Raw genomic sequence first — 25,387 nt, 5'->3', positions numbered from 1 at the left:
GATTGTTTTTTCAGATGGGCGATTATTTTCTTCTAAGCTCCAATTCAGAGACTTTGCCATTAGCGTCCATGCGGATATCGCTGATGTAGTTAAGGTTCTTCTTGGTGTCTTTTAAGTATTCCAAATACTTCGCAATAGTAGTAGGCTCATCATAATCCTTGATACCATTTTCTTCGTGAATCACGATCAAAACTGGAGTTTCCTGATTAGAAAACATACGAAGTGCTTCTTGGATCGTCTGATTTGCGATAGTTACATTACCTGCTGCAGCTACACTATTGAAATAATTTTCAAGTTTTTCTGCTGCAACTTCTTCACCTGAGGACACTGGCGCAGGTGTTGGAGTTGCTTCTTGAACTTGCTCTACCGGCACAGGGGGAGCGGGTTGTTGTACGGCTTTCTTTTTACTCTTACATGCACCCATAGCCAGCATGGCAACTAGGGCAATCATAAGTGAGCGGTTAACCGAAATAGAGAAGAATTTTTGCTTCATGTTGAGGATTTGATTAAGATGATAAGGTTTTTAATTATAAAACAGGGACTTACCCTAGTTCTGATTTGGGTACAAAGTAAATAAAATCATATGATTAACTCGCAAATGCTACTCCAAATCAAAAATGCTTTTTGTTAATAAATTCATATTTCGTCTGAGCGGTTTGTGAGCCACGAGAGCGGTTGACACTAGATTTTCACAACGCTATATGTGCTAATGCTTCTTATCAATAAGTGATCCAATGATTCGTTAGGTTTCAAAAATTGTAAAAAAAATCAGCCGTCAAGCACCTTTAACATGCAAAAATACCCTGTATAGGGTATTTTTATTGTGGGTTTTAGGGCTCAACTTTGTCCTAATGTTAAGTTTTAATTAGGGCAGCAGCCACACAAAAAGACCCAGAGCTTCTCTGGGTCTTTTTAATATCTATGAAATCAGATCTAGCTTAGTCTTTACAAACGGGTATCAAAGCATAAACTCAAACACTGTGTAATCTAACTATTGGATATTCGATTTTTTTGTGAAAAGTGATAACAGAACTCTGAATACTGCATGGATTCAGATCTAAGTCTGGAGACTTGGAGCAAGTTGTACTCTCGTTAAAAACTCTATCCGAACTTCACTTGGGGTATCTTCGGCAATCGGTCTTGATTTGAAAATAAAACTCTCATTAGTAAGCCAGCAATCTTGATCCTGTAACTCTGCAATTACCTCAAAAAAACTCACGGCATTTTTGTTCTCCTTGATGAAAAACGTCCCCAAAGCTCTAAAGTCAAGAATTGATTTCTCTATCTAAAAATAGGCTTATACTGCGAAAACCAGCAAGAATACATGGCCAAATTCTGATTATTTTCTGGACGAAGGTTCTACTATCAAAACTACTTGCATCATCCTGATAAAATCTTTTTTCTTTTGGTCAATACTCATAAGAGGGGTATTAGTTGTAGTTGATGATTTACCATAAAAATTAAGACTTGATCAGATCAATTCAATTTTTTATAGGCAGAAGCCGGACTTGCTAATTTCTTAAAGACGAGCATCTATCATCTCTTTGGCTAGAAAACCTTTCACATCATAAACCACTCTGTTTTTTGATTTCTCTATGGCAAGGCCAGCAAATTCTTTGTGTGACACAGCAAGAATGATCGCAGAATAGTCAGATAATTCCGGAGCTTCTGAGCCAGACTTTATCTCAATGCCATATTCATGGCTCACCTCTGCTGGACTTGCCCAAGGATCATATACATCCACATTGATATCATAGGTTCTCAGCTCATGATAAACATCAATTACACGAGTATTGCGCACATCAGGACAATCTTCTTTGAACGTAAAACCAAGAATCAAAATCTTGGAATCGATCACTTTGATATCCTTGCGCATCATCAATTTGACCACTTCTGTGGCTACATGCTTACCCATACTGTCATTCAATCTACGACCAGCAAGGATGATCTCTGGATGATATCCCATCTCCTGAGCTTTTTGTGCCAAATAGAACGGATCCACTCCTATACAATGCCCTCCTACTAGTCCTGGCTTGAATTTCAGGAAATTCCATTTGGTACCAGCTGCTTCGAGAACTTCATTTGTGTCTATTCCCAGCAGATTGAATATCTTAGAAAGCTCATTGACAAATGCTATGTTAATATCTCGCTGAGAGTTTTCGATCACTTTGGCAGCTTCAGCTACTTTGATAGAAGAGGCTTTATGAGTACCAGCAGTAATTACAGTGCGATATAGCTGATCGACAAACTCCGCTATCTCTGGAGTAGAACCTGAGGTAACTTTCAGAATCTTGGCAACTGTATGCTCCTTGTCTCCCGGATTGATTCGCTCTGGAGAATAGCCGGCAAAGAAATCGACATTGTATTTTAATCCGGACACCTTTTCCAGTATAGGAACACATTCGTCTTCTGTGACACCAGGATATACTGTGGATTCATAGATCACCACATCACCTTTTTTGAGATATTTCCCAATATTCTCCGATGCCTTCAGCATGGGGGTCAGTACTGGGCGGTTATGTTTGTCTGTAGGAGTAGGGACGGTCACTATGTAGACTGTACAATGTGCAAGATCTGCGGATTGAGTCGTAGCAAGTAACCCATTTGCCCGGGCCTCAGAAAAATCTTGGACCAATACCGACTGCAGTAAATCATCTTCTACTTCGAGCGTGTTGTCTCTTCCTGCGATTAACTCCCCTACCCGCTTTGTATTTATATCAAATCCTACGGTAGGGTACTTTTTAGCAAATTCTACTGCCAGGGGAAGGCCTACATAACCTAAGCCTACGATGGCAATTTTTGCGTCTTTTAACTGTGTGTTCATAGTTGATTTACTTTCGATGGAAATCATTTAAAAAGCAGATTTTCCCAATTCCTTTATTCAAATATTTGGCAGCTTCGCTCATTCAGCCCCAAGAACTTAGCTTTATTCCTAGGGAAAGCCTCAAAATTCTGTTTGTGAGGCAATTGAGTTTGAAAAACACCCTCGAAACTCACTATGCTTAATTTTCCCTTGAAATGAGTACCAAAGTTACTCATTTAATAGAGCGCAAAAGTAACAGAATTTGAGTGTTTTTTAATTTTACCTGTATATTCTATGGGTGAAGCTGGTAGATTAGACTCAATGTGGAAGAGAAGGTCCAAAGTTTCTTTCCTTGGGGGAAATCAGCAGTTGATCCAGAAGAATTCTCCCATTGGTAATTATTACCTTGGATTACCTGAGCTTTACTACTCACTATAAATCTATCCCACTGGTGATCCCAGAGTAGGCCAGCACTGAAGTCAACCCAAGGTTTTTTATCCGCATTACCTGCAAGCGATCCATAATAAAAATCTTGTTGGTTTTCTAGCCTCTGAATCAAAAGTCCAACTTTGTTCAGTTTATAAATTCTAGAAAACTCCAACATCTGGACATTTCCTCCAACTCCAATTCCTACCCCCATTGACTGTCCCTCATTGCTAAATCCCCTCACCTGGTAGTGAGTATGCCAACTTGCATTGAAAGAATTCAAAAATTCATACCTGATGTATCGGTTAATGGATTCCTGCTGGTGGACTATCTCCCCTCTTACTTGATAAAAAACGTTCTCTTTACTGGTCTTTATGAATTTGGAAAAACCAAATAAATAGGCTCGTGCATGCTCTGGATTTAAAATAAATTCTCTCCAATCATAACTATGATCCCTCCTTCCATATTCCGCATACAATTCAACATTTGCTTTGGAATTAAAATACCTAATTGACAAGGCTGCCTGCTGATCCTGCTCGTTACCGTCATATTCAACTGAATTTTCATTCGTGAAAAGTTTTTTCTTTTGAAAACTTTCAAAAATAGGAAATCTCCCTCTAAAAGATTTCTCAACCATATCGTTATACTGTTGGAAAGTCCTACTAAATCCAAGAAAAAAACCTGGCAGAAACACAGGCTGGAATAAAATATTTATACCACTGACATACCGCCAGTCACCTGAAAAGGGACGCGCATAAGCTTGATTAAGAAATTGATTCTGAGAGGGTAAAATCCCAGAATCTTCCGCCCGTCCTACTATTATCTCAGATTCCAATTTTCCGATAAAAATATTTGCAGGACGACTGGTTCTGAGATATAAATGCTTCATTCCTCTCGCATTATTGCTAAATATCAATGCATTGAATTGTCCTGGCCCCCACCATATATTCTGGGTACTTGCCCCTAGCTCAATCGGTCCAGCATTTAAACTTATGTACGATTGTCCCCACCATGCAAAAGAGTTATAATCTTTTGAAAATCTTTCGGGTGAATCTCCAAAATTCCAAAGTCTAAATCGATTATTAATTATTTGATCGTCAAAGCTATCTTTAAATCCCTGATACCGTTTATTTTGGCTGGCTATATATTCAGGTCTAAACTGAAACTTTAAAAAAAGTAAATTTCCATATACACCCGGAGAAAGAAGTGATTGTATTCCGACGCTATTCATCATACTAAAATTACCCCAGCCATAAGGTCTATTGGAGTTATAAACAGTAGTGCTCAACACTGGTAGGAGCTCTAAATGAACCTTCTTTTCTTTAATGGGTAAAGTATCGTCTAAGGAGGTAAAACGATTCTGCTTCAACTTCACTATTGGTCTTAATCCAAAGGAGAAATCCTTAAGTTCCTCTACTCCTAATAATTGCTGCCGTCTTAGACTTTCTTCCAATACAGGAAAACCCGCTGGAACAGTTTGAGAGAAAGCTGCAGTAGATAAAAGCAATGCCAAAGCGCAACTACTTGCAAAGAAGTAATCAGTCAATTTCAAAGAGATTTCAGCATCTTGACGTACTTCTTATTTATCGCTTTCCAAGAGTAATTTTTACGGGCAAGCTTGTACATATCTCTGGACATTGACTCTCTGTCAAATTCTTCCAGTCTTATTATTTGCTCAAGCAATTCATTTGAATCATTGAAATATATTGCCTGATTGAAAGTTGTCTCTCTGTTGTAATTCACTCCAAAGGCAATAATAGGAAGACCTAAGTACATGGCTTCTACTAAAGATGGATTTGTCCCCCCGGCACTGTGCCCATGTAGATAGTAATGACAATTTGATCTTAATACATTTAGTTCTTCACTGGCATAGATAGGATTGTATAAGATCACATTCTTCTTGGTAGAGTACTTTTCATACAACTTCATCCCATACTCACTGGCGCTCCAGTTTCCTACGATTACATATGGAATAGAAAGCTCATTCTCTGAGAAAACCCTGAGCTGCGTTTCTATATTATTTTCAGGCTCAATACGGCAGACTGTGAAAATATATGGGGAAGTGATAAATGCATATTTCTTCTTATAGGGAATTGGATTCACATAGTTCGCATGATTTGCACCATAGGCTATCAAATGAGAGCTTTTTTCATATTCCTTCTTGACGTAATCATATATGTGCTTATTATCTGAAATAACAGCATCAGAATACTTAACCGCCAATGACTCCGAAAACTTCAAGAATCGCTTAGCAAAAGGTCCCCATTTATCCCGCCTCCATTCTAGACCATCTATATGTGTGACTATTTTAGCTTTGGTAAAAGGCCGTATCATTGGGATAGTAATAGCGCCAGAAACGCCTAAGATCAGGATGTAATCAAATCCTGTAATGGACTTCCAAAGTGAAACAGAATCATAGATTACACTTTGAACTCCGTTTGCTTTCAAATTCAAGTACTCAAGCTTTGCCCCTTTATAGGTATCCATCTTTTTCGGATAACTCTGACTTTGGCAATAAATAGTAATGTCGTAAAATTTAGGAAGTAGTTCTAGTAGATATTCTACTAAAGTCTCAAACCCTCCGTAGTTAGCCGGAACCCCTACTATGCCTACTATGGCAAGCTTTTTCTTAATCATTAAAAATTTTATTCCAATTATAATTTAATTTGAAAAAGACCACTTTTCGAAGTGAAAAGTCCATCTCAAGTTCCTTTTTTAGCTTGTTCCAAGACCTAATGTAATAGGGTATTGATTTCACTTTTTTTATCAGATACCTCTTATTAAGCTTAAACGAACCCAATACGTTCGAAGTATGTTGTCTATACTTAAGCAAAGGTTCATTTATAAAAATCACCTTACCATACCTAGCTACATTTATCGATATCCACTGATCATGCAGAAAAAAATTAGTCTTAATCGGTGCAGAAACATTTATTCCTGCTCTATTTAGCATAATGGTATTTCCAGTCACTACACTATGTGCTATTAGTTTTTCGAAGTCGTCCAAAATAGATGGGTCATCTTTGCGATCTTTCCAGAATGACCGACTAATCGGATTCAAGTGTTCATCCACCACTTCCAAGTCTGAACAGATCATTATTGGAGTTTGCTTTCCAAATTCTGTTTCAGCTTTCAAAAGACGATTTAAACTTTTCTCTACCTTTAGAGGTAGCCAAAAATCATCTTGATCACATAACATAACATAGGAAGCACTTGAATATTCCATCAATTTGGAAAAACTTCCACTTGCTCCTAATCTATTCTGCCCATCCAAAATGATGTTAATTTTTTCAGGATAGTTAAATTGCCACTTTTCAATTATAGAAACGGTCTCGTCTGTAGATCCATCATCTCTAATCAAAAGCTTCCAGTCCTGATTAGTTTGCTCAAAAATAGACTCTAACTGGACTTCCAAATAGCTGCTTCCATTGAAAGTCGGAAGCAAAATTTCAATAATTTCTATCTTGCTCAAAACTCAAAACCTCCTTCCTCTTTCTGAATTCCATGTAAAAAAGAATATTTGATAGCTTGAAAAAAACGGATGTCTTTGAAGCTTTTCATCATATTAATCAAAGTGTTTTTAAGAAGAAAAATAGCCAAATAGTTCATTTTCCCCAACTGGTGATAATTTCGATTTTTAAGCAATAACATTGCGTTTCGTAATTTGTAGTATTCTCTAATATAGCTGTGTGAGGTGACAGAAAAGAATACTAAATCCTTGGACTTTAATCCCAGAGAATGCGAAATACAAATTTCTGGTATCTGATAAATCGAATAGTCAAATGAAGTTGCTCTCCAACACCATTCGGTATCCACCCAGTCGATAAAAAAGGATTCTTTCATTAGACCTATTTCTAGAAGAGCCTTACTATTAAGCAACATCCCTGAAGAAATCACATGAGAAACTGCTTGAGGCTCACTTTCTGAAAAGAATTTTTTAAGTCCAAATTTGCCAAACTTCACCATAGGATGAATCTTTTCTTCATGTTTGGCATCTCGAAATACAGGACTAATGGCCCCAATTTTAAGTCCTCTGTTCAGTAAAATTTGATACGCATTAAGCATATCGGTCACATAGCTTTCCGGATAGATTGTATCCTGATCTGAAGTCAAAACAAGGTCAACACCATTAGCCATTGCTATTTCTATCCCTTGATTTTGTGCGGCTGCAATTCCTATGTTGTCATTGAGATTGATGTGGATCAAATCCATTCCCCAATCAGAAAAATCATCATCATTATTACTGATCAAAAAGACTTTTCTTACTTGGCCTATTAAGCTTTGAAGGGATTTTTTCAAAAGCTCTCGATCAGGGTAGTAAGTTACAACAACTAAATCTACTTTATATTCCATGTATTAAGGAATTACCCGAACATTAACTATCAAATGATAGAAATAAACCATGAAAAAAGCAATGAAGAAAATCGAAGGCAAATACCACTGCTTGAACTTCAATACAATCGATGGAATTAATAAAAGCAGTACGATATTAAGGTATTCAAATAATCGAAAGGCTATAACTGGCTTATTGAGAATCGCAAAAAAATAGAACGAAAATAGAGAAAGGGAAAAGATTTTAAATAAGTCTAATTCAACTTTTGTGAATTCCTCCCTTTCCATAGAAATGATCACATATATTCCCACAAAAAGGCCTAAAAAAGCTAAATTTATCATGTTGAAAATATTGATCGCTGAATTGTGCCCTGAATGAGACATGTAGTAGAATACCAAAGCAGGATAGTCCTGGATTGATTTGACTATGAGACTCTCAATATTTATTTTGGATAGATAAACGGCAATTCCCACAAAAGGAAGCACCAAGAAAAACTGAATTGAAAACTTCCTTATAATGAAATAAACAGGAATCAAAATCAAAGCCGTCCAGTGAAACAGACAGGCGACTACAATTTTTTTCAGATAGGTGGAGCGGTTTCCTTCGGAAAGATCATTTATGGCAAGTAGAAAAATCCCAGCAGAAACTCCCGCCCTAATCTGGGTATAGTCATGCAAAAGGAAATAGGAAAAAAGATACAGCACTAAGCTAAGCAACGGCATAGGGGAGAATTTCGAAAAAGCATAAAACTTAATTGAAATCCCCAATACCGCAAAAGTCAAGAAAAAAGCAGCTATACTATCATTAAAAACCAAACTATTGAAACTCAGCAATACTCTGAATCCAAATTCTTTTGTTATAAGATCAAGTTTGTTTTTGAGGATGATTAGATCATAATAGTTGAAGTAATCTGCATCTAACCCAAACATCCTAAACCCCACTAAAGGAACCAAAACTAGGAAAGCGAAGGTAAGAAGCAGGAGATTGTAATCCAGTGAAATCCTTTTCATTGAAAGGAATAAAATGAATAGATGAGTCTTCGTAATCTAATTTTAATCGATAACATTAGCTTTGCAATTGTCCCAAGTTCCTCTTTACGATGAGGTTGATTAGAAAAATAAACTTGATCTCTAGAGTTTATACCAATCAAAGGGAGTTTAAGATGGTTCTTCCAAAATACGAATGGAAGACTCAATTGATCTCTTCCACTGCCTGTTTGAAATTCCTTCCACCATTGCTCCATCAGACTTTTAATTTCAGGATCGTTATGTTTTCGGATCAAAATGCCATTTTCTGATAATCCAAACTGGGCTGGAAAACCCGAACTTCGATAGTGATTTAATTGCTTGATCGTAGCTGAATAATCGGACTTCTGAAAAATTATGCACTCTTTAGCTTCCTCGTAAAGACAGTTTCTGATAGAATGTTTTGGAACTAAAAAATTTCTTTCAGAAAGTTCATTTTCAAGAAGTCCGCTCAAATCCTTCAGTAATTTTAGATTTGAATCAATATATACACTTACCTTATGATCAGGCAAATATTGATGAGGCATCATTTTGATGCGACGATTCATCAGCACCGGAGACTTTTCAGTACACTCAATGATTTTGATTTCCCATAGATCAGAACGAAGATTCTGCTGATCAGTAAAACAAACGAAGTCGAACCCTTCGAACTTTTGGACAGGCCGAACCAGATCATCATAGTCTCCGAAAAGTGCGGTATAGATTACCCAGCGATTCATTTAGGATTTCATCCACTTTTGGTACCAAATCTGGAATACAAGTAGATTCCAGATTCGATTTGCGTAATTGATATCTCCTCGCTTTTCAAATAATTTTACCATTTTACTGATCTGTTCCCAGTGAAAAACCCCTTGATCTTTGATGTATGCTTCATTCAAGAAGTCATCAATTAGGTACTTCAAATCATTTTTCAGCCAAGTCACCAAAGGAACACTAAAACCCATTTTTGGCCTTTCCATGATTGATTTTGGCAAATAACGATGGGCTATTTCTTTTAAAAGGTACTTTTTGACTCCTCCTTTCAGCTTCAGTTGAGTGGGGATTTTCCCTACATAATCAATCAGTCGATAATCTAAAAGTGGTTCTCTTCCTTCGAGACTGTGAGCCATAGTAGCTCGGTCCACTTTTGTCAAAATATCATCAGTTTGGTACGTGGCATAGTCATAAGCCATCATTTGATCGAGAGGGTTTTCGATGGCATTGAGCTGTTGAATATCTCCGGAAAAAAGTGATGATGGCTCTAAATGGCTTGAAAGCTTCTTGATCTCATTATCAAAAAAGAACTTTTGATAAGCCTCCAAGTTAGAAATGGAATCTTTGCTGTCTTTGGTTTTAAGAAAATTATCATATACATAGAGCTTACTCTCACTTAAAACCCTTGCCGCTACCTGATCTCGAAGAGGCTCCATGACTTGATCAACTAGACTTCTGATCGGGTATTTTTGAAACCAATTTAGATACTTGGCTGCGCTTTGATATTTTTCATAGCCTCCAAAAAGCTCGTCTCCACCATCCGCACTTAAGGAGACAACGACCTGATTTCTGGCCAGTTTACTTACCAGATACGTCGGAATGCCAGAGGAATCTGCAAAGGGCTCATCCCAAATATCAGGAAGCTCTTGGATCAGATTAAGTGCTTCTTGCTGCGAACATAAGTATTCGTGGTGATCGGTACCTAAGTGATCTGCAACTTGCTTGGCATAAATGGCCTCATTGAACTTTTCTTCCTCAAATCCAATTGTGAAGGTCTTGATCTTCTGTGAAGACTCTTTCTGAACCATGGCTGTCACTAAAGAAGAATCGTAACCTCCACTTAGAAAAACGCCTACCGGCACATCCGAGACCATTCTGTAATTACATGCAGAACTTATTAGTGTATCCAGATCCTCTAAAATTTCTGACTCTTTCTTAGTGCTTTTTTCCGAAACATAGGCAGAAAACACCTCCCAATACTTTTCCTCTCGAATAGTAGCAGTACTTAGATCCAATTTCAAAAAGTGACCGGAGAACAGCTTGTGCGTATTTTGATAAATACTGAGTGGCTGAGGGACATAACCAAATTGAAGGAATAAGCTTAAAGCTTTAAAATTGAGTTTTCTTTCAAAGCGTGGATGTGTACATAGGCTTTTCAACTCACTTCCGAAAAGGAATAATCCATCCTTAAAAAACCAATATAACGGCTTTACTCCAGCACGATCCCTAAATAGTGTTAGTTCTTGTTTGTCTTTATCAAACATGATAATCGCAAACATCCCATTGAGCTTTAATACCATCTCATCACCCCAGCAATGATAAGATTTAAGGATTACTTCAGTATCAGATTGGGATTGGAAATCATAACCCAGCGATTCGAGTTCTTGTCGTATTTCCTTAAAATTATATACCTCCCCATTATATACAATCACCAAATTTTCGTACTTCATCGGCTGGTGCCCCAGAGGCGACAAGTCCAAAATCGAAAGTCTTTTATGACCCAATCCAAGTTGGTATTGGTCCACCTCATCCAGATAAGTTCCTTCATCATCAGGACCACGATGGTTTAAAGTACTAACCATATTAGATAGGATATTGGAACCCGACCCGCACTTGAAATCAACAAATCCAGCTACTCCGCACATGGTTTAATTAGGATAGGTTTTTCCAAGAATTCCTTTTTCTCCGTCTTCAAAAGCCAGTTTGAAAAGTCTTATTCTTTCTTTCACTAGTTCTGGATTTCTGAAGTAATTTTTTGCTGCATTTAAGCTCATCATAAGTTTAAAAACTATTTTATTCAAATTATATATTCCCGGATTATCTGAGATCTTTTTGGATAAGTAAGTGGTATTCCTTAAACCATAAAAGAGCTTGATTGCTGAAGTTGACGCACTAAAATACCCCCCATCTGATCCGATGCTCTGATCTAAATCTTGAATTTGACTTTCGTAGATTAGGTATTGAGGAATGCCTTCAGATACAAACCTTAAGGTAAACTCTTGATCATCTGCATATAAAAAGAAGTTTTTATCGGGCAGGCCAATTTGCTTTAGATTTTTCATTCTAGTAAAAAGCCCGCCATAGGGTCCCCACTTTACTTCGATCACAGGATACTTGATCGAAGCCGAATCCGATCCTAATTTCCTAGAAAATTTGCTCTTCAAAAATACACTTAAGTGAAATCCACAGAAGCTGTTGATTTTCGGGCCTTTGATCATTCCTTCGCTTACTGCCTTTCGGTCTTCTGGCCAAGAATCTCCTCTGTAGCTGTATAAAACAGGAGATTTTTCGCCTATTGTTAACTGTTTTTCAGCATTAATCAATGCATTCAATGCACCTTTTTGAGGTAGATTATCATCGTCAAGAAACCAAAAAATTCGTTCCTCAGCTAATTTATAGGCAAATTCCAATATCTGATGATAAGCACCCGATGATCCTAAATTTTCCGAATTGTAAAATACTCTCAATTTTGGATCAGATTTTTCCAGAGTTTTCAGCTGTACTCTACTGTTGGGAAGGGAGTCGTTATCGACAATCCAGATTTCGGAAGTACCTTCTTCAATTATGCGATTCACGACCTGATTCACCAATCTAAATCGATCTCCATAAGTAACGATGACTGCTGTGACTCGCATTTATTGATGACTGGCAATAGTGGTTTTTAGCTTCAATAATTTTCTTGAATAGAAGAAACTAAGTATGATTAGATAAAAAAAATACACCTTTTGGGATATCGATTTCCTTTTTTCAAATGCCCCAATATTCCTCAAATAGAAAAAAATCACACGGGATAAGCTTTTACCTGACAACACTTGATCAAAAAAAACGATGAGCCTGCTGACTTCTTTGGATTCTATTTTTAGTCTTTCCTGAACTAGTTCAGTAAACTTCTTTTCTTTCTCCAAAAAAGCTCGGAACGCTTCAAATTGATAAGTTACTTGCTTCCAAGGGAGGAGTTTGCCTATTTTCTTAAAAAGAGAAACTGTAGGCTTTCCTGCTCCGATATTGTTTTGGACATGCTGTCTGTAATCAGTTAATGGTTCTTTTAAGTAAGTGAGGCCACCCTTCGAAAAGGCTAGTACACCGAGCCATTTGTCGTGGATATACAGCTTATCTGGAAAAGGCAAGGCTAAATCAAGTAATTGCCTTTTAAACAGACACGTACAGCCTGTCACAAAACCATTCAAAATCGCCTCAGTCATATTTTGAGGAATAGTCATCTTGCGAGCGGACTCTTCCAATGAGCAATCAAGCTTCACCCCATTTTCATCAATCAACCTTGCATCCGAATGGATTAAAAGGTGTTGTCCAATCTGCCGAGTCAACCGATCAAGTTTAGAAGGAATCCAAACATCATCTTGGTCTGCTAAAGCGATCAGATCTCCTTGAGCTGCATAAATAGCCTTTTCAAAATTCCTAACATAGCCTATGTTAGACTCGTTACGGAAGAACCTCAACTTTCCTTGATTTTGGTATACTTCTAAAATCCCGGGGGTGCCATCCGTAGAGCAATCATCAAAAACAATAAATTCAAAAGGATAATAGGATTGAGAAAGAATGCTTTCGATTTGCTCCCGAAGAAATTTCTCCCCATTGTACGTAGCCATCACAATGGACACCATTGGATTAGGCATTTCTTCGTTGTCGGATTTTTATGGAAACAAATCGCAAGAAACTTTTGTTGAGCAGTAGCTTGATCATCTTCTTTTTATATTCCTTTCGATCAAACTCCTTTAGTAATCTTACATTAAAGAGATATACAGGGAAAAATCCATTGTGATAGGAATTAACAGTAGCATAACTCATTTCATTTTCAAGCAACTTGATCGAATCCCTGAGAATTCGTTCTCGCTTTATTTTTGAAGTATTTCCTTCGTGCCATCGATAAGATGCTACTATCTGATCCACGTAAGCAAATCGAGAATTTTTAGAGAGCTTCAGCCACATTTCCCAGTCTTCGACGGTATTTCCAGCGGTCCATCCTCCTTCCTCACGAATACTTTCTGTACGCACCAAAGTCGACATTGCGGGGAGATAATTTCCTGCAAGTAAGGAGGAGTAGGTTCCAAAATAAGCCGGATCTCTAAAGTTAAACTTCCTCCCATAGGTATAATGTTCCAGAAAAAGTGCAGTTTTGGTGATAACCGCTCCAGTTGAGTCTTTGATTTCAAGTGAAATGGCTTCTCCTTTTCCATCAATGAACTTTGCATTGCCAAAAGCTGCGCCATATGATTCTCCTTTTTTCTCGAGCTCCGAAACTAAGAGGCTGATTTTATCAATTTCCAAGATATCATCAGATGCTATCGCCGAAAAATAGATCCCATTTGCCCACTTAAGTCCTTGATTGAGAGTATTGGTCAAGCCCCTATTTTCCCGGTTAATATATTCAACCCTTAAAAACCGATCCGGACATTTTTCCAACCAATTTTGGATCTTTTGATGCGTTTGATCAGTGGATCCATCATTGACAATAAGCAGTTCTATTTCTGCATACGTCTGATTAAAAATACTTTCTAAACAGATTTCCACATAATCTTCATGATTGAAGGCCGGAACAATGATACTTACAAGATTATTTGATTTCAATTGATCGTTTTTGGATTTCGATTTGCCAAAATCCATTTAGGAAAACCGATCTGCGATTTTCTGTTTTGCTTTTTGAAGCAAATCCGTGGATTTATCCAATTCTCTAAACGTATAGATGGAAGCAAGGATACACACGGAAGTTCCGATGCCAAATTGATAAATCGGTCCATCAAGAAAGTAAAAACATGCCATACAGCCTGCTATCAGAAAAAAGAGTATCAAAAACTTCTTAAGAATTTTCATTTCAAATTCATAGCCATACCTCCATCGACTTACCACCATCACTTGAATGGCATAGATTACATATCCGATCAAAAAGGAGATCCCAAGTCCCTTAAGTCCAAATAAATAATATCCGATTAAATTGAAAAATAACTGATAAATTAAAGCAATCAATTCGTTGGTAAAGAAAAATCTAGAGCTTCCTTTCGCAAGAATAATATACCCTAAACACCAGCCTATTCCTTTAAATATCATCCCAGTTCCTGACCAAAGCAACATTTCGTTGATTGGCCGAAAGGCTTCTGAATAAAGGATAACAATGATGGGGTTGATGAAAATAATAAACCAACACAGAATTGGTCCCAGTAGAAGAATCGCTATTTCCAACTGCTGATTTGCCACTAATGAAAACCCCTTGACCTCCGCAATTACACTGGAAAGTCTAGGGAAGTAATCGGTCGCCATTGCCGTAAAGACCAATCCTACATAGGTATTGATAATCGCAAAACCAGCATTGTATAAGCCGACATCTTCCAAAGTGCCGACGTTATTGATAAAGATCCTTAGCGAATACGCTGAAGCTAAAGTTAGTAAACCAGAGAGGCCAATAAAAAAACCCAATTTGAGCATTCCTTTTCCTTCTAACAGACTTTCACGTAATCCAACTTTGACTCGGAGATAAGGAACTCTTTTGGAAAAGTAAAGTGAAACCAAAAAGCTGGAGAGTGAGATCAGGATCAGCGCAGGAACAATTCCCTTTTCACCCAAAAAGTAATATAAAGGCACTGTAATCACGACCGATGCTACGGCATTGACGATGAAGATAAGTGCCAAAAGAGAGATTCTCCGCATGCCCTGAATCAAGACCATCCTTGCGGCGAGCAGTTGATTCAAAAGCAAAGTGATCGATAAAGCCACAAATCCCCAGGTAAAATCTGAATTGCCAAAGATCCATTCGCTTAAAAATGGTGAAAAAATTATCAAGACAGCCAAGCCTAGCAATCCTGTAATCCAAACTAGGTTTTTGACGATACTGATCGTCCTTCCTGTTTTGAATTCATCTTCATTGCTACTTACTTCGGCAAGGCTTCGAACTCCTGCCGTAGAAATCCCAAAGTTAGTTGCTGCTCCAAAAAAATCAATTGTGGAGCTAATTAGTCCAACAATTCCCATACCCGAAGGCCCTAATAATACTGCCGCAAATTTTGTTCTGATGATACTAAACAGGATAGTTACTAACTGAACCCCTCCAAAGAGCGAGGTAGCTTTTAATATTTGGGAAAAACCCTTTTTGTCTTCCTCCACCAAATCTTAGCTAAAAAAGGACTTAATCTGATTTGAAATAAAATCTATCTGATCGAAGTCCATTCCAGGCCAAATAGGCAGACTAAGGCTTGTTTGAGCCAACTCTTCAGCTATCGGAAAGTCTCCTTTCTTATACCCTAAGTGTTCATATGCCTTTTGTAAATGGGGAGGAATTGGATAATGAATTAAAGTTCCGATTCCTTTATCTTGAAGAAATACCTGAAGCTCATCACGCCGCTCAGTCCGGATCACAAAAAGATGGTAAACGTGTGTCGCATCCGGATGAACAGCTGGTAATACAATTAGGTCACAAGAAGCAAGTTGCTCTCGATAGCGGGTGGCTATCTCCTGACGTTTTGCTGTCCATTCGTCCAGATAGTTGAGCTTAACTGAAAGAAAGGCTGCCTGAAGTTCATCCATACGCATATTATGTCCGATCACTTCGTGGGTATACTTTTGCTGGCTCCCATAGTTTCTAAGCATTTTGGATTTTGCGGCTAGGGAATCATCTTGCGTAGTGATAGCTCCTGCATCACCCAATGCGCCAAGATTTTTACCCGGGTAAAAACTAGTCGCATTAATCTCTCCAAAAGTCCCAGTCATCCGACCTTGGTAAAGCGCTCCATGAGCCTGAGCATTGTCCTCGATAACTTTAAGTCCAAATCGGCTTGCGATAGCTCCAATTTCAACCATTTGACATGCTTGGCCATAAAGATGGACAGGGATTATGGCCTTTGTTTGGGATGTAATGGCTGCTTCCAGTTTGGTGGGATCCAAAAGATAGGTTTCCAAATCTGGCTCAACAAAAACAGGAGTTGCTCCTGTATAAGAGACTGCCAAAACAGTGGCTATAAACGTATTGGAAGGCATGATGACCTCATCTCCCGCTTGGATTTCAAGTGATTTTAAAGCTAGGTAGATTGCGTCGAGTCCATTGCTGATCCCAACCGTATGTTTGATTTGGTTAAACCCGGAGTAGGCTTTTTCAAATTGCACCAGACGATCCCCCAAGACATACCAATAGCTGTCATAAAAATTTTCGAATGCAGTCACCATCTCAGCCCTGATAGCCGAATGCATTGAATCGAAACTTAAAAAAGGGATTTTCATTTATAAAGAGCACGCTTAGAATCCATGTGAAGATGTTCAAACTTATCTACCAAACTGAGAAGTTTATCTGAGGATGGAAGCCTTCCTTCTTTTACGTAAGGAATTATTTCATCTAGGTACTCAACAAAACCAAATTTTTCTATGGCATAGTTGTTAACCCTCAATGGCTTTTCTGGCACATAAACTGAAAATGGCCGAATATTCTTTGTCACAGCACTTCCCATTCCTACCAAAGAGTATTGTCCGACAACCGAAAACTGGTGAACCGAAGATCCCATTCCTATATTAGCTCCTTGTAAGATATAAGTGATTCCTGCTAAAACGCACATGGGAGTAATAACTACATCATCTTCTAGAATTGCATCATGAGGAATATGAACACTTTGCATCAAGTATACGTTATTCCCAACTTTAGTTATTTCTTTGTAACAGGGCTTTTGGATTGCCGTGAATTCTCTGATTATGTTATTGTCCCCTATTTCAATAACACTACCACTTGAATCATGTCTAGGGTTTCGGGTATCTTGACCAGGTGTTCCAATTATAGCATTAGGTCCAATCAAATTATTATCACCTATTTTTGTTGGGCCATAGATTATTGTATATGGACCAATTTCATTATTATCTCCAAGGACTACATTTTCCCCAATAATTGCTGTTGGATGTATCTTATTCATTTTCCAATAGTTTAATTATAGCTACTCCAGACAAAACTTCAATTCCTAGACTATTATGACAAAAAGTATCCAATTTTATAATTCTCTTATCCAATTTTAATTCGAATACCTTAACAGTCGCTATAACTTCATCCCCATGAAAAACAGGAGCCTTAAAATTCAATTCTTGGTACAAATAGATACTACCTGGACCAGGAACCTGGTTAGCAAGAATAGAACTTATCATAGATCCATATAAAAACCCATGAACAATCGGCCTTTTGTATGGGGTTTTTGCAGAAAATTCTTCACTCAAATGAATAGGATTCATATCCTCACTTAAAAGAGCAAATTTCTCTACATCTTCAAGCCTAAATACTTTTTTCAAAGAAGCACTTAGACCAATATATAAATCTTCAAATTTCATAACTTATATTTCAAAAACTCCTGATAATCACGGATGTAATCATCTTGATCGTATAATGAGGAAGCCAAGACTAGGCAGATAGACCCAGAAGAGAAATTATTCAACTCCCTCCAAATGCCTGATGGCATAAGTATGCCTTGATAAGGTCTATTCAAATTGAAAGTTCGAGAATTTCTACCATCCTCTACCACTAGGTCAAAACTCCCACTTGCAGCAATGATTAATTGCTGTAATTCACGATGACCGTGCCCACCTCTTGCCTCCCCACCAGGCACATCGTAGAGGTAGTAGACTCGTTTGATCTCAAAAGGGATGTCTTTGAGGTTGTTAACCGCTGTAATGTTGCCTTTTTCAGTATGATTTTTAGGGAGCACCAAGCTGGTGCAATCAAAAACAGTTGTATTTTTCATTATAAAAATGATTGGTATTCATGAAAGTCTCTGATATAATCATCTGAATCGAATGTAGAACTAGATAGATGCAAGCCAAGTGCATTGGTTGAAAAGTTCTCCATGTGCCTCCATGTCATTGGAGGCAAATAAAGACCGTAATAGGAGCGATTTAGAGAATACTTTTCTATTGTTCCGTCTGCTTTTGAAATCACCACGTCAAAACTTCCACTTAAGGCGATGATAATCTCCTGCTGGTTCTTATAAGCATGGGCTCCTCTATTTTCACCACCTGGCACATCATAAGTCCAAAATACCCGTTGGATATCAAATGGAAGGTGATCTTGATTTTGGATAAAAGTCAGATTTCCCCTCCTATCTTGAACCCTTGGAAAATCTATAACAGAAACTAGATTCAAATTTAATGCGCTTTTAGTCAATGTTTTTCCAGTCTCTTTTTAAGTTAAATATAATCCACATTAAAGCCACATATCCAAGTGCCGAAACAACGCCGACAAAAATAAAAATAAGCAAAATCTTTGGACGATTTGGACTCGATTTTTGAATTGGAATCGACACTTTCTGAATAACTGAAAATACCGGCGTATCCTTTGAAACTTGCAATTTAGCTTGCTCAAGTTGCTTAGCTAATTCTGTATAAATGCTAAACGAAAAATTATATTCAGCTTCAAGTCGATCTTGTTGATTCAACAACGCAGCGGAAACAATATTTTGGTTTCTATCCTTAAATACAGCTAAACGAGATTGTATTTCGTTAAATTCCGCCTTTTTTTCCTGATACTGATTTTCTGTAAATTTGAGCTGCTCACTCGCATTTTTAATTTTATAATCGATAATTTCAGTTTGAAGTAAACTTTCAGCAGACTGAGCCATTTGCGCAGCCATTAAAGGATCTGGCATTATAAAACTCAGTTGGACCACGCCTTCTTCTTCCATACTAACTACTGAAAGTTGACCATCCATTCTTGCAAAAAGCTCAAACTCCTCGTATGAAATCTGTTCGAAGGTATTTTCACCAGCTGAGTTTGTCTCATTTCTAATAGGCGGAGGAGCACTTCTCATAAATTTGATAATTTCACCTGGCATACCGATGGTAAATTTGTAGAAAAGTTCTAGAATATTTGGCTGATATAATTTTTCATAATATTCTGCATAAGTGGCAGTCTGACCTTTACCATCTAGGTTGATTTTTGTTTCAGCGAGCTTTTTCTTAAATTTTATAGATGAAATAAATTGAGGATAAAGTGACGGAGATATGTCATTACTATTACTCATACTTCCAATATTAATCCCTGCTAAAGATGCTAATCCTCCGAGTGATCCACCTTGATTATTTTGCTGTGAAGTTTGAGGAATGAATAAAGATTTCGCAGTATACATTTTCTTTGATGTCAAAGCGATAAAAAGGCCTAAAAGAAAGAAAACAAGCAAAACGGAAAAAACAACACGTTTTTTATCCTGAACTGCCTTAAAGAAATAAATTAAATTTATTCCATTATTATTTTTATCCATTTTTAATTTTCATTTAAAAATTTTATTGACAATGTCAAAAGCTAGATAATTCAAAATAATCCAGTAAATTTCTTTTAAGTGATGACAAATGAAATGCAACATCAACTATTTATAAAAAAAATGTAAATCAAATTTTCATTTTTTTTCTAATACTGCAGCATCCTAATCGCAAAATGCTCAAAATCCAAGCTTTTAAAATAGCTCTTATTATAAATATTTTGGCCATCAAAGACCAGGCTGCTTTTTAATAATTTCAACTCAGAAAATAAAATTCCTGACGTATTAAATCGACTAAAAAAAACTTACTTGATAGAAGTTTGACTACATTTCTAGCCAAAAGATAGCCTCAATATTCTCTTCCTTCATTGCAGAAAGGTTAATTCCACCAATCAGCGCCAAATTCTAAAGACCACCTAGCCCCTTTTCAGTCTCCTCTGCTTCATAAAGTTTAATTGCAAAAGATTCATATTCTTTTCGAGATGCACAGTTATAGGCTATCCCTAAAAGTACCTCTGACGGCATTAAGATTTATATAATCTTTCTCCTATTATGCAAGTGAAATAGCTCCCTTAAGATTATTTCTTCATTTGCCAATACTTCCCTTATACCTTTTTGTATATTTTTCTTGGAGCTAAAGATCGTAGAAAATCAGATTAGTATTCACGGTCAATTTTCAAATGGATGCTTTGCCAATCTCACGGCAGCCAACGGATGATAATCTCCTTTAAGGCCGACTGATTTCATATGCCTAATATCATGAACGATTTGAATACTGGGCATTGCCTCCTCCAATCCAAACCCTTGGCCATCGAGTATAAGCTGATAACTATGAGTGTGGAGTTCTGTAAATCCATCGCTGAATTCAATCTCCTCGCCTTCCATCGATAAGGAGCGGAACGTCTTTCCACCTTTAGTCTTCACATGATCTGGTAAGGTGTCTGAATTGATACTCAAAAACCAACGAACCCTGGCCTTTTCCAATTCGAAATAACCTGCCGCTCGGTCATGGGTATGGATATGAACCACATTCTTTTTCACCGCGCCAAATACCCATGTCAACATATCGAAAAAATGAACACCAATATTTGTGGCGATTCCACCGGACTTACTTACATCCCCTTTCCATGACGTGTAATACCAATGTCCACGGGAAGTGATATAGGCTAGATCTAAATCGTAAATTTTATCTTTGGGACCTTCTTCTATCCGCTTCTTCAAAGCAACTATGGATGGATGAAGTCTAAGCTGAAGAATATTAAACACTTTTGTTCCATGGTCATTTTCGACTTCTTTCAAAGCCTCAATATTCCAAGGATTGAGTACTAGGGGCTTTTCGCAGATTACGTTTGCTCCTACCCTCAGACCAAATCGGATGTGTGAATCATGCAGGTAGTTTGGCGAACAAATACTTACGTAATCAATTTTTTCCTCCGTTCGTTTTAACTTCTCCACATGCCGATCAAATCGTTCAAATTCCGTGAAAAAATCAGCTTCTGGAAAATAGCTGTCCATCACACCTACGCTGTCAAATTTATCATAGGCGGCTAGTAATATATTGCCTGTATCTTTTACTGCCTTCATATGTCTTGGAGCGATATATCCCGCAGCGCCGATTAATGCAAAATTCTTCATTTAGTCAGTTTGCTAACTTGATTATTAATCAGTTCATATTGATCGCCAGTTGCTTCGCAAAGTGCTTTCCCTTCGGTGTCGAACTTTAATTTCTCTCCAAATTCACTCATCCATCCCATTTGTCGAGCGGGATTGCCTACCATCAATGCGTAAGCTGGGACTGTCTTGGTAATCACTGCACCGGCTCCTACGAATGCATATGCTCCAATATCATGGCCGCATACTATCGTGGCATTTGCTCCGATGCTCGCTCCCTTTCCTACGTGCGTTTTTGCATATTCAGATTTGCGGTTGACCGCACTTCTCGGGTTGATTACATTGGTAAAAACCATTGATGGGCCTAAAAACACATCGTCTTCGCAGGTCACTCCTGTATAAATAGAAACGTTGTTTTGAACCTTTACATTGTTTCCCATTACTACTTCCGGAGAAACCACTACATTTTGGCCCAAGTTACATCCTTTGCCAATTTTACAATTAGACATCACATGGGAAAAATGCCAGATTTTTGTTCCAGCTCCGATTTCGCAGCCTTCATCTATGTAGGCACTTTCATGTGCGAAATATTCTTTCATCTGTTTATAATTGTTTTAGGAGGTCAGATGGAATCTCGCTTGATTGATACATCCCAGTGAATGATGTTTGTGTTGTGCTCGCTTTCATGCAAAAAATCCTTTTATTGTTTCAATAATATATTCTTGATCTTCAACTTTCATCTCTGTATGAATAGGAAGTGAAAGCACCTTGAGGCAAAGTGACTCAGCTACAGGGAAATCTCCCTTCTTGAATCCCAAGTCCATGTAGGCCTCCTGCTGATGCAGCGGAACAGGATAATAAACCATAGATGGCACCCCTTTTTCAGCTAAATAAGACTTTAATTCTTCCCTGCTCACTCCTTCGATCTGTACTGTATATTGATGAAAGGCATGGGTGGAATTTGGTACTCTAGCAGGTGATTTAATGTTTTTATGACCTGCAAATGCTTCGTCATATTTATCAGCCACCTCATTCCTGGAAGCTGAGTATCTATCTAGATGCTTTAGCTTCACATTCAAAATTGCAGCTTGTAGCGTGTCCAGTCTGGAATTTACTCCTACTATATGGTGATGATATTTCTTTTTTTGGCCATGATTGGCAATCATCCGGAGCTTTTCAGCCAAAGCTTCATTATTGGTAAACATAGCACCTCCGTCTCCATAGCAGCCCAGATTTTTGGAAGGAAAAAACGAGGTTGTTCCTACATCTCCCATGGTACCTGCCTGCATTACTCTTCCATCTGAGAAAGTATATTTAGCACCGATCGCCTGAGCGGTATCTTCAATGACTTTAAGATTATGTTTTTTGGCAAAAGCCAAAATTGCCTCCATGTTAGAGCATTGCCCATACAGGTGAACAGGTACTATACCCACAGTATTAGACGAGACTTTAGATTCCAATTGGGCAATATCGAGTTCATAAGTATCGGCAATCACATCGATAAATACCGGTTTCAATCCCAATAAGGCAATAACTTCTGCTGTTGCTACATAGGTGAAAGCAGGCACAATGACTTCTTGTCCAGGCTGGAAATCCAATCCCATCATGGCAATCTGAAGCGCGTCAGTCCCATTGCCACAGGTAATCACATACCTCGCTCCAGTATAATCTGCAAGAGCGTTTGAAAATTCTTTTACCTGAGGGCCATTGATAAACGAAGTAGTATCGATTACTCCTTGAATCGCCTGATCTACCTCAGCTTTAATTAAATCATATTGGGACTTCAAGTCCACCATTTGTATAGAACTCATACGGAAATTAATTGGAAATTTGTGTAAGCACTACACGATACCTGTCGTATAATACCTCTATCAAAAACCCTAAAAACAAGTTACAAACTGAAATCAAAGGCTTGTTAGGTTTACTTGGAACTAAAAGAATACTGGCTTTTTTTTACTATTTTCTTAATGCTTTGAAAAACAATCATAGTAATAAAGGCTTTGCAGGAATGCCAATCAAGGTCGATTTTTCAGTTACGGATTTGGTCACGACTGCCCCAGCTCCTACAATCACATCATCTGCCAATTCAACTCCTGGCAAAATAATCGCTCCTGCACCTATTCTGCAAGCTCTGCCTATTTTTGAACCACCCAATAACATTGCTCCCGGACCGATTTCACTAAAATCACCTACAACACATTCATGATGCACATGAGCACCTGTATTTACCAAAACCCCTAATCCAATTTTAGTCTCAGGGCCGATAAAACTGAATGGCATTGCATCATAAACATTTCCTGTCTTTACTTGTTGAAAATTAGAAGTATTGCTTATCGCATGCATGCTTCCACCGAGAGAGACTAATAGGTGAAATAGCTTTTCTCTATAGATTGGATTACCCACTCCTAAAACAAATCTGGAATCCTTTCTAAAATGCTTTTCTATTACAGCATTCTCAAAAACGTATTCCGCTTCTATTTCTTTTCTCTGAAGCTTAGCTGAATCTTCATCAAAATAGCAAATTTCAGAAGAAGAAACGCCTTGTTGAATCAAAACAAGATGCACCTCTAATCCATGTCCACCAGCACCTGCAATTATCATTAGTATCTATTGCTCAAAACATAATTATGCCCCTGAGTATATCTCAAGGGCCATAAAAATCACTTAGACCCAATGCCGTAGGTTTCAAAGCCTAAGGTCTTCAGATATTTTTTATCGTATATATTTCTACCGTCAAAGATCACTTTGTTTTTCAAAAGCTTACTTACCACATCCCAGCTTGGAATTCTAAATTCAGACCATTCCGTCACTAAAAGCAAGGCATCAGCATCCACCAAAGCTGCATAAGCATCTGTGCAATAGGTTACTTTATCGAAGAGATAATGTTCCCTAGCCTCATCCATTGCTACAGGGTCGTATGCTTTCACGGTAGCGCCAGCCGCTCTCAACTCATCGATAATCACTCCAGCTGGAGCTTCACGCATATCATCTGTTTTTGGTTTGAAGCTCAAGCCCCACATCGCAAAGGTCATCCCTGTGAGATCTTCTCCGAAGTGTGACTTTACTTTTTGAGAAAGCACATATTTCTGATCATTATTCACATCCTCTACAGATTGGAGAACTCGCAGATCATAGCCATACTGTTTGGCTGTTCTGATAATCGCTTTTACATCCTTTGGAAAGCAAGAACCTCCGTAACCAACACCCGGGTAGATGAATTTATTTCCAATTCTGGGGTCTGCGCCTATACCTTTCCTCACCATATTCGCATCTGCCCCTACAAGTTCACATAGGTTTGCTATGTCGTTCATGAATGAGATTTTAGTAGCCAGCATAGCATTAGCTGCATATTTGGTCATCTCAGCAGATGGAATATCCATGTAGATAATGCGCTCTCCGCTCAGCTGAAAAGGCTTGTACAAACGCTTCATAATCTCCTCTGCACGCTCATCATCTATACCGATCACGATTCTGTCAGGTTTCAAAAAATCCTCTACTGCTGCTCCTTCTTTTAGGAATTCAGGATTGGATGCTACCGCAAAAGGTAACTCAGAACCTCTTTGGTCTAAAGCTCCTTTGATAGCTGCACGTACTTTCTCACCTGTAGTTACAGGCACTGTACTCTTGGTAGCAACTACGATGTAATCGCTCATTTTAGCTCCGATTTCATCGGCCACGCTCAAAACATAAGATAAATCTGCAGAACCGTCCTCACCGGGAGGTGTACCCACTGCAATAAAAGCTACAGAAGCACCCTGAATGGCTTCTCCTAAATCTGTACTGAACTTAAGTCTTCCACTTTTGTAATTTCTGACAACAATCTCTTCAAGTCCTGGCTCGTAAATTGGCATTTTGCCATTTTTGAGGCTATCTATTTTATTTTGGTTAATGTCAACACAAGTAACTTCGATTCCTACATCTGCAAAACATGCTCCGGAAACTAGGCCTACATAACCTGTACCTACTACAACGATTTTCATATAATTCTAAT

Annotated in this window: 24 protein-coding genes; all 24 read right to left on the bottom strand. The window is 38.0% G+C overall.

The annotated features are described in order from the left end of the window. Positions 1–22: 22 nt before the first annotated feature. Positions 23–493: a nucleoid-structuring protein H-NS gene (locus BVH04_RS06545; RefSeq protein WP_086540669.1), complete on the bottom strand. Its 471-nt coding sequence runs from the start codon at positions 491–493 to the stop codon at positions 23–25. Between the two features lie 1,026 nt (positions 494–1,519). Beyond that, a complete protein-coding gene (locus BVH04_RS06535; protein ID WP_086540712.1) occupies positions 1,520–2,824 on the bottom strand; it encodes a nucleotide sugar dehydrogenase in 1,305 nt (434 codons plus the stop codon). Between the two features lie 271 nt (positions 2,825–3,095). Continuing rightward, positions 3,096–4,775: a capsule assembly Wzi family protein gene (locus BVH04_RS06530; protein WP_086540667.1), complete on the bottom strand. Its 1,680-nt coding sequence runs from the start codon at positions 4,773–4,775 to the stop codon at positions 3,096–3,098. 2 nt (positions 4,776–4,777) lie between these two features. Continuing rightward, the gene (locus BVH04_RS06525; RefSeq protein WP_086540666.1) at positions 4,778–5,866 is read right to left on the bottom strand and encodes a DUF1972 domain-containing protein; all 1,089 of its coding nucleotides are present in this window, start codon (positions 5,864–5,866) and stop codon (positions 4,778–4,780) included. Then, a complete protein-coding gene (locus BVH04_RS06520) occupies positions 5,859–6,701 on the bottom strand; it encodes a glycosyltransferase family 2 protein (protein WP_086540665.1) in 843 nt (280 codons plus the stop codon). The genes BVH04_RS06525 and BVH04_RS06520 overlap by 8 nt, the downstream gene beginning before the upstream one ends. Further along, positions 6,698–7,582: a glycosyltransferase family 2 protein gene (locus BVH04_RS06515; protein WP_086540664.1), complete on the bottom strand. Its 885-nt coding sequence runs from the start codon at positions 7,580–7,582 to the stop codon at positions 6,698–6,700. The genes BVH04_RS06520 and BVH04_RS06515 overlap by 4 nt, the downstream gene beginning before the upstream one ends. A gap of 3 nt (positions 7,583–7,585) precedes the next feature. Next, positions 7,586–8,572 carry an EpsG family protein gene (locus tag BVH04_RS06510; protein ID WP_086540663.1) on the bottom strand — a complete coding sequence of 329 codons (987 nt, stop codon included), beginning with the start codon at positions 8,570–8,572 and terminating at the stop codon, positions 7,586–7,588. Then, positions 8,569–9,306, bottom strand: a complete 738-nt coding sequence (locus BVH04_RS06505; RefSeq protein WP_086540662.1) for a glycosyltransferase domain-containing protein — start codon at positions 9,304–9,306, stop codon at positions 8,569–8,571. Before BVH04_RS06505 ends, BVH04_RS06510 begins: the two co-directional genes overlap by 4 nt. Continuing rightward, a complete protein-coding gene (gene asnB, locus BVH04_RS06500; protein ID WP_086540661.1) occupies positions 9,307–11,205 on the bottom strand; it encodes an asparagine synthase (glutamine-hydrolyzing) in 1,899 nt (632 codons plus the stop codon). A 3-nt stretch (positions 11,206–11,208) separates the two neighbouring features. Then, the gene (locus BVH04_RS06495; RefSeq protein WP_086540660.1) at positions 11,209–12,195 is read right to left on the bottom strand and encodes a glycosyltransferase; all 987 of its coding nucleotides are present in this window, start codon (positions 12,193–12,195) and stop codon (positions 11,209–11,211) included. Further along, positions 12,196–13,194 carry a glycosyltransferase family 2 protein gene (locus BVH04_RS06490; RefSeq protein WP_086540659.1) on the bottom strand — a complete coding sequence of 333 codons (999 nt, stop codon included), beginning with the start codon at positions 13,192–13,194 and terminating at the stop codon, positions 12,196–12,198. Then, positions 13,187–14,182, bottom strand: coding sequence for a glycosyltransferase family 2 protein (locus BVH04_RS06485; protein WP_086540658.1), 996 nt, complete (start codon positions 14,180–14,182; stop codon positions 13,187–13,189). The genes BVH04_RS06490 and BVH04_RS06485 overlap by 8 nt, the downstream gene beginning before the upstream one ends. Next, positions 14,183–15,673, bottom strand: a complete 1,491-nt coding sequence (locus BVH04_RS06480; RefSeq protein ID WP_169714372.1) for an oligosaccharide flippase family protein — start codon at positions 15,671–15,673, stop codon at positions 14,183–14,185. Positions 15,674–15,679: 6 nt separating this feature from the next. Then, entirely contained in the window at positions 15,680–16,783 is a 1,104-nt protein-coding gene (locus BVH04_RS06475) for a DegT/DnrJ/EryC1/StrS family aminotransferase (protein WP_086540656.1), read from the bottom strand. Beyond that, entirely contained in the window at positions 16,780–17,460 is a 681-nt protein-coding gene (locus BVH04_RS06470) for an acyl-ACP--UDP-N-acetylglucosamine O-acyltransferase family protein (protein WP_086540655.1), read from the bottom strand. The genes BVH04_RS06475 and BVH04_RS06470 overlap by 4 nt, the downstream gene beginning before the upstream one ends. Then, positions 17,453–17,866 carry a MaoC family dehydratase gene (locus tag BVH04_RS06465; RefSeq protein ID WP_086540654.1) on the bottom strand — a complete coding sequence of 138 codons (414 nt, stop codon included), beginning with the start codon at positions 17,864–17,866 and terminating at the stop codon, positions 17,453–17,455. Before BVH04_RS06465 ends, BVH04_RS06470 begins: the two co-directional genes overlap by 8 nt. Then, positions 17,863–18,276 carry a sugar 3,4-ketoisomerase gene (locus BVH04_RS06460; protein WP_086540653.1) on the bottom strand — a complete coding sequence of 138 codons (414 nt, stop codon included), beginning with the start codon at positions 18,274–18,276 and terminating at the stop codon, positions 17,863–17,865. The genes BVH04_RS06465 and BVH04_RS06460 overlap by 4 nt, the downstream gene beginning before the upstream one ends. Further along, positions 18,276–18,674: a sugar 3,4-ketoisomerase gene (locus BVH04_RS06455; protein WP_086540711.1), complete on the bottom strand. Its 399-nt coding sequence runs from the start codon at positions 18,672–18,674 to the stop codon at positions 18,276–18,278. The genes BVH04_RS06460 and BVH04_RS06455 overlap by 1 nt, the downstream gene beginning before the upstream one ends. A 13-nt stretch (positions 18,675–18,687) precedes the next feature. Continuing rightward, a complete protein-coding gene (locus BVH04_RS06450) occupies positions 18,688–19,788 on the bottom strand; it encodes a Wzz/FepE/Etk N-terminal domain-containing protein (protein WP_086540652.1) in 1,101 nt (366 codons plus the stop codon). 666 nt (positions 19,789–20,454) lie between these two features. Then, positions 20,455–21,420 (bottom strand): Gfo/Idh/MocA family protein, encoded by a 966-nt coding sequence (locus BVH04_RS06445; protein ID WP_086540651.1) that lies wholly within the window; start codon positions 21,418–21,420, stop codon positions 20,455–20,457. Continuing rightward, the gene (locus tag BVH04_RS06440; protein ID WP_086540650.1) at positions 21,417–21,995 is read right to left on the bottom strand and encodes an acyltransferase; all 579 of its coding nucleotides are present in this window, start codon (positions 21,993–21,995) and stop codon (positions 21,417–21,419) included. Before BVH04_RS06440 ends, BVH04_RS06445 begins: the two co-directional genes overlap by 4 nt. Before the next feature lie 84 nt (positions 21,996–22,079). Continuing rightward, entirely contained in the window at positions 22,080–23,207 is a 1,128-nt protein-coding gene (locus BVH04_RS06435; protein ID WP_086540649.1) for a DegT/DnrJ/EryC1/StrS family aminotransferase, read from the bottom strand. Positions 23,208–23,379: 172 nt separating this feature from the next. Then, the gene (locus BVH04_RS06430; protein ID WP_086540648.1) at positions 23,380–23,997 is read right to left on the bottom strand and encodes an acetyltransferase; all 618 of its coding nucleotides are present in this window, start codon (positions 23,995–23,997) and stop codon (positions 23,380–23,382) included. 59 nt (positions 23,998–24,056) lie between these two features. Beyond that, positions 24,057–25,376, bottom strand: a complete 1,320-nt coding sequence (locus tag BVH04_RS06425; protein WP_086540647.1) for a UDP-glucose dehydrogenase family protein — start codon at positions 25,374–25,376, stop codon at positions 24,057–24,059. Positions 25,377–25,387 lie beyond the last annotated feature (11 nt).

Source organism: Algoriphagus antarcticus (assembly GCF_002150685.1).
GTDB lineage: Bacteria > Bacteroidota > Bacteroidia > Cytophagales > Cyclobacteriaceae > Algoriphagus > Algoriphagus antarcticus.
The sequence above is the reverse complement of the archived record's forward strand: the minus strand, read 5'-3'. Positions and strand labels throughout refer to the sequence as shown.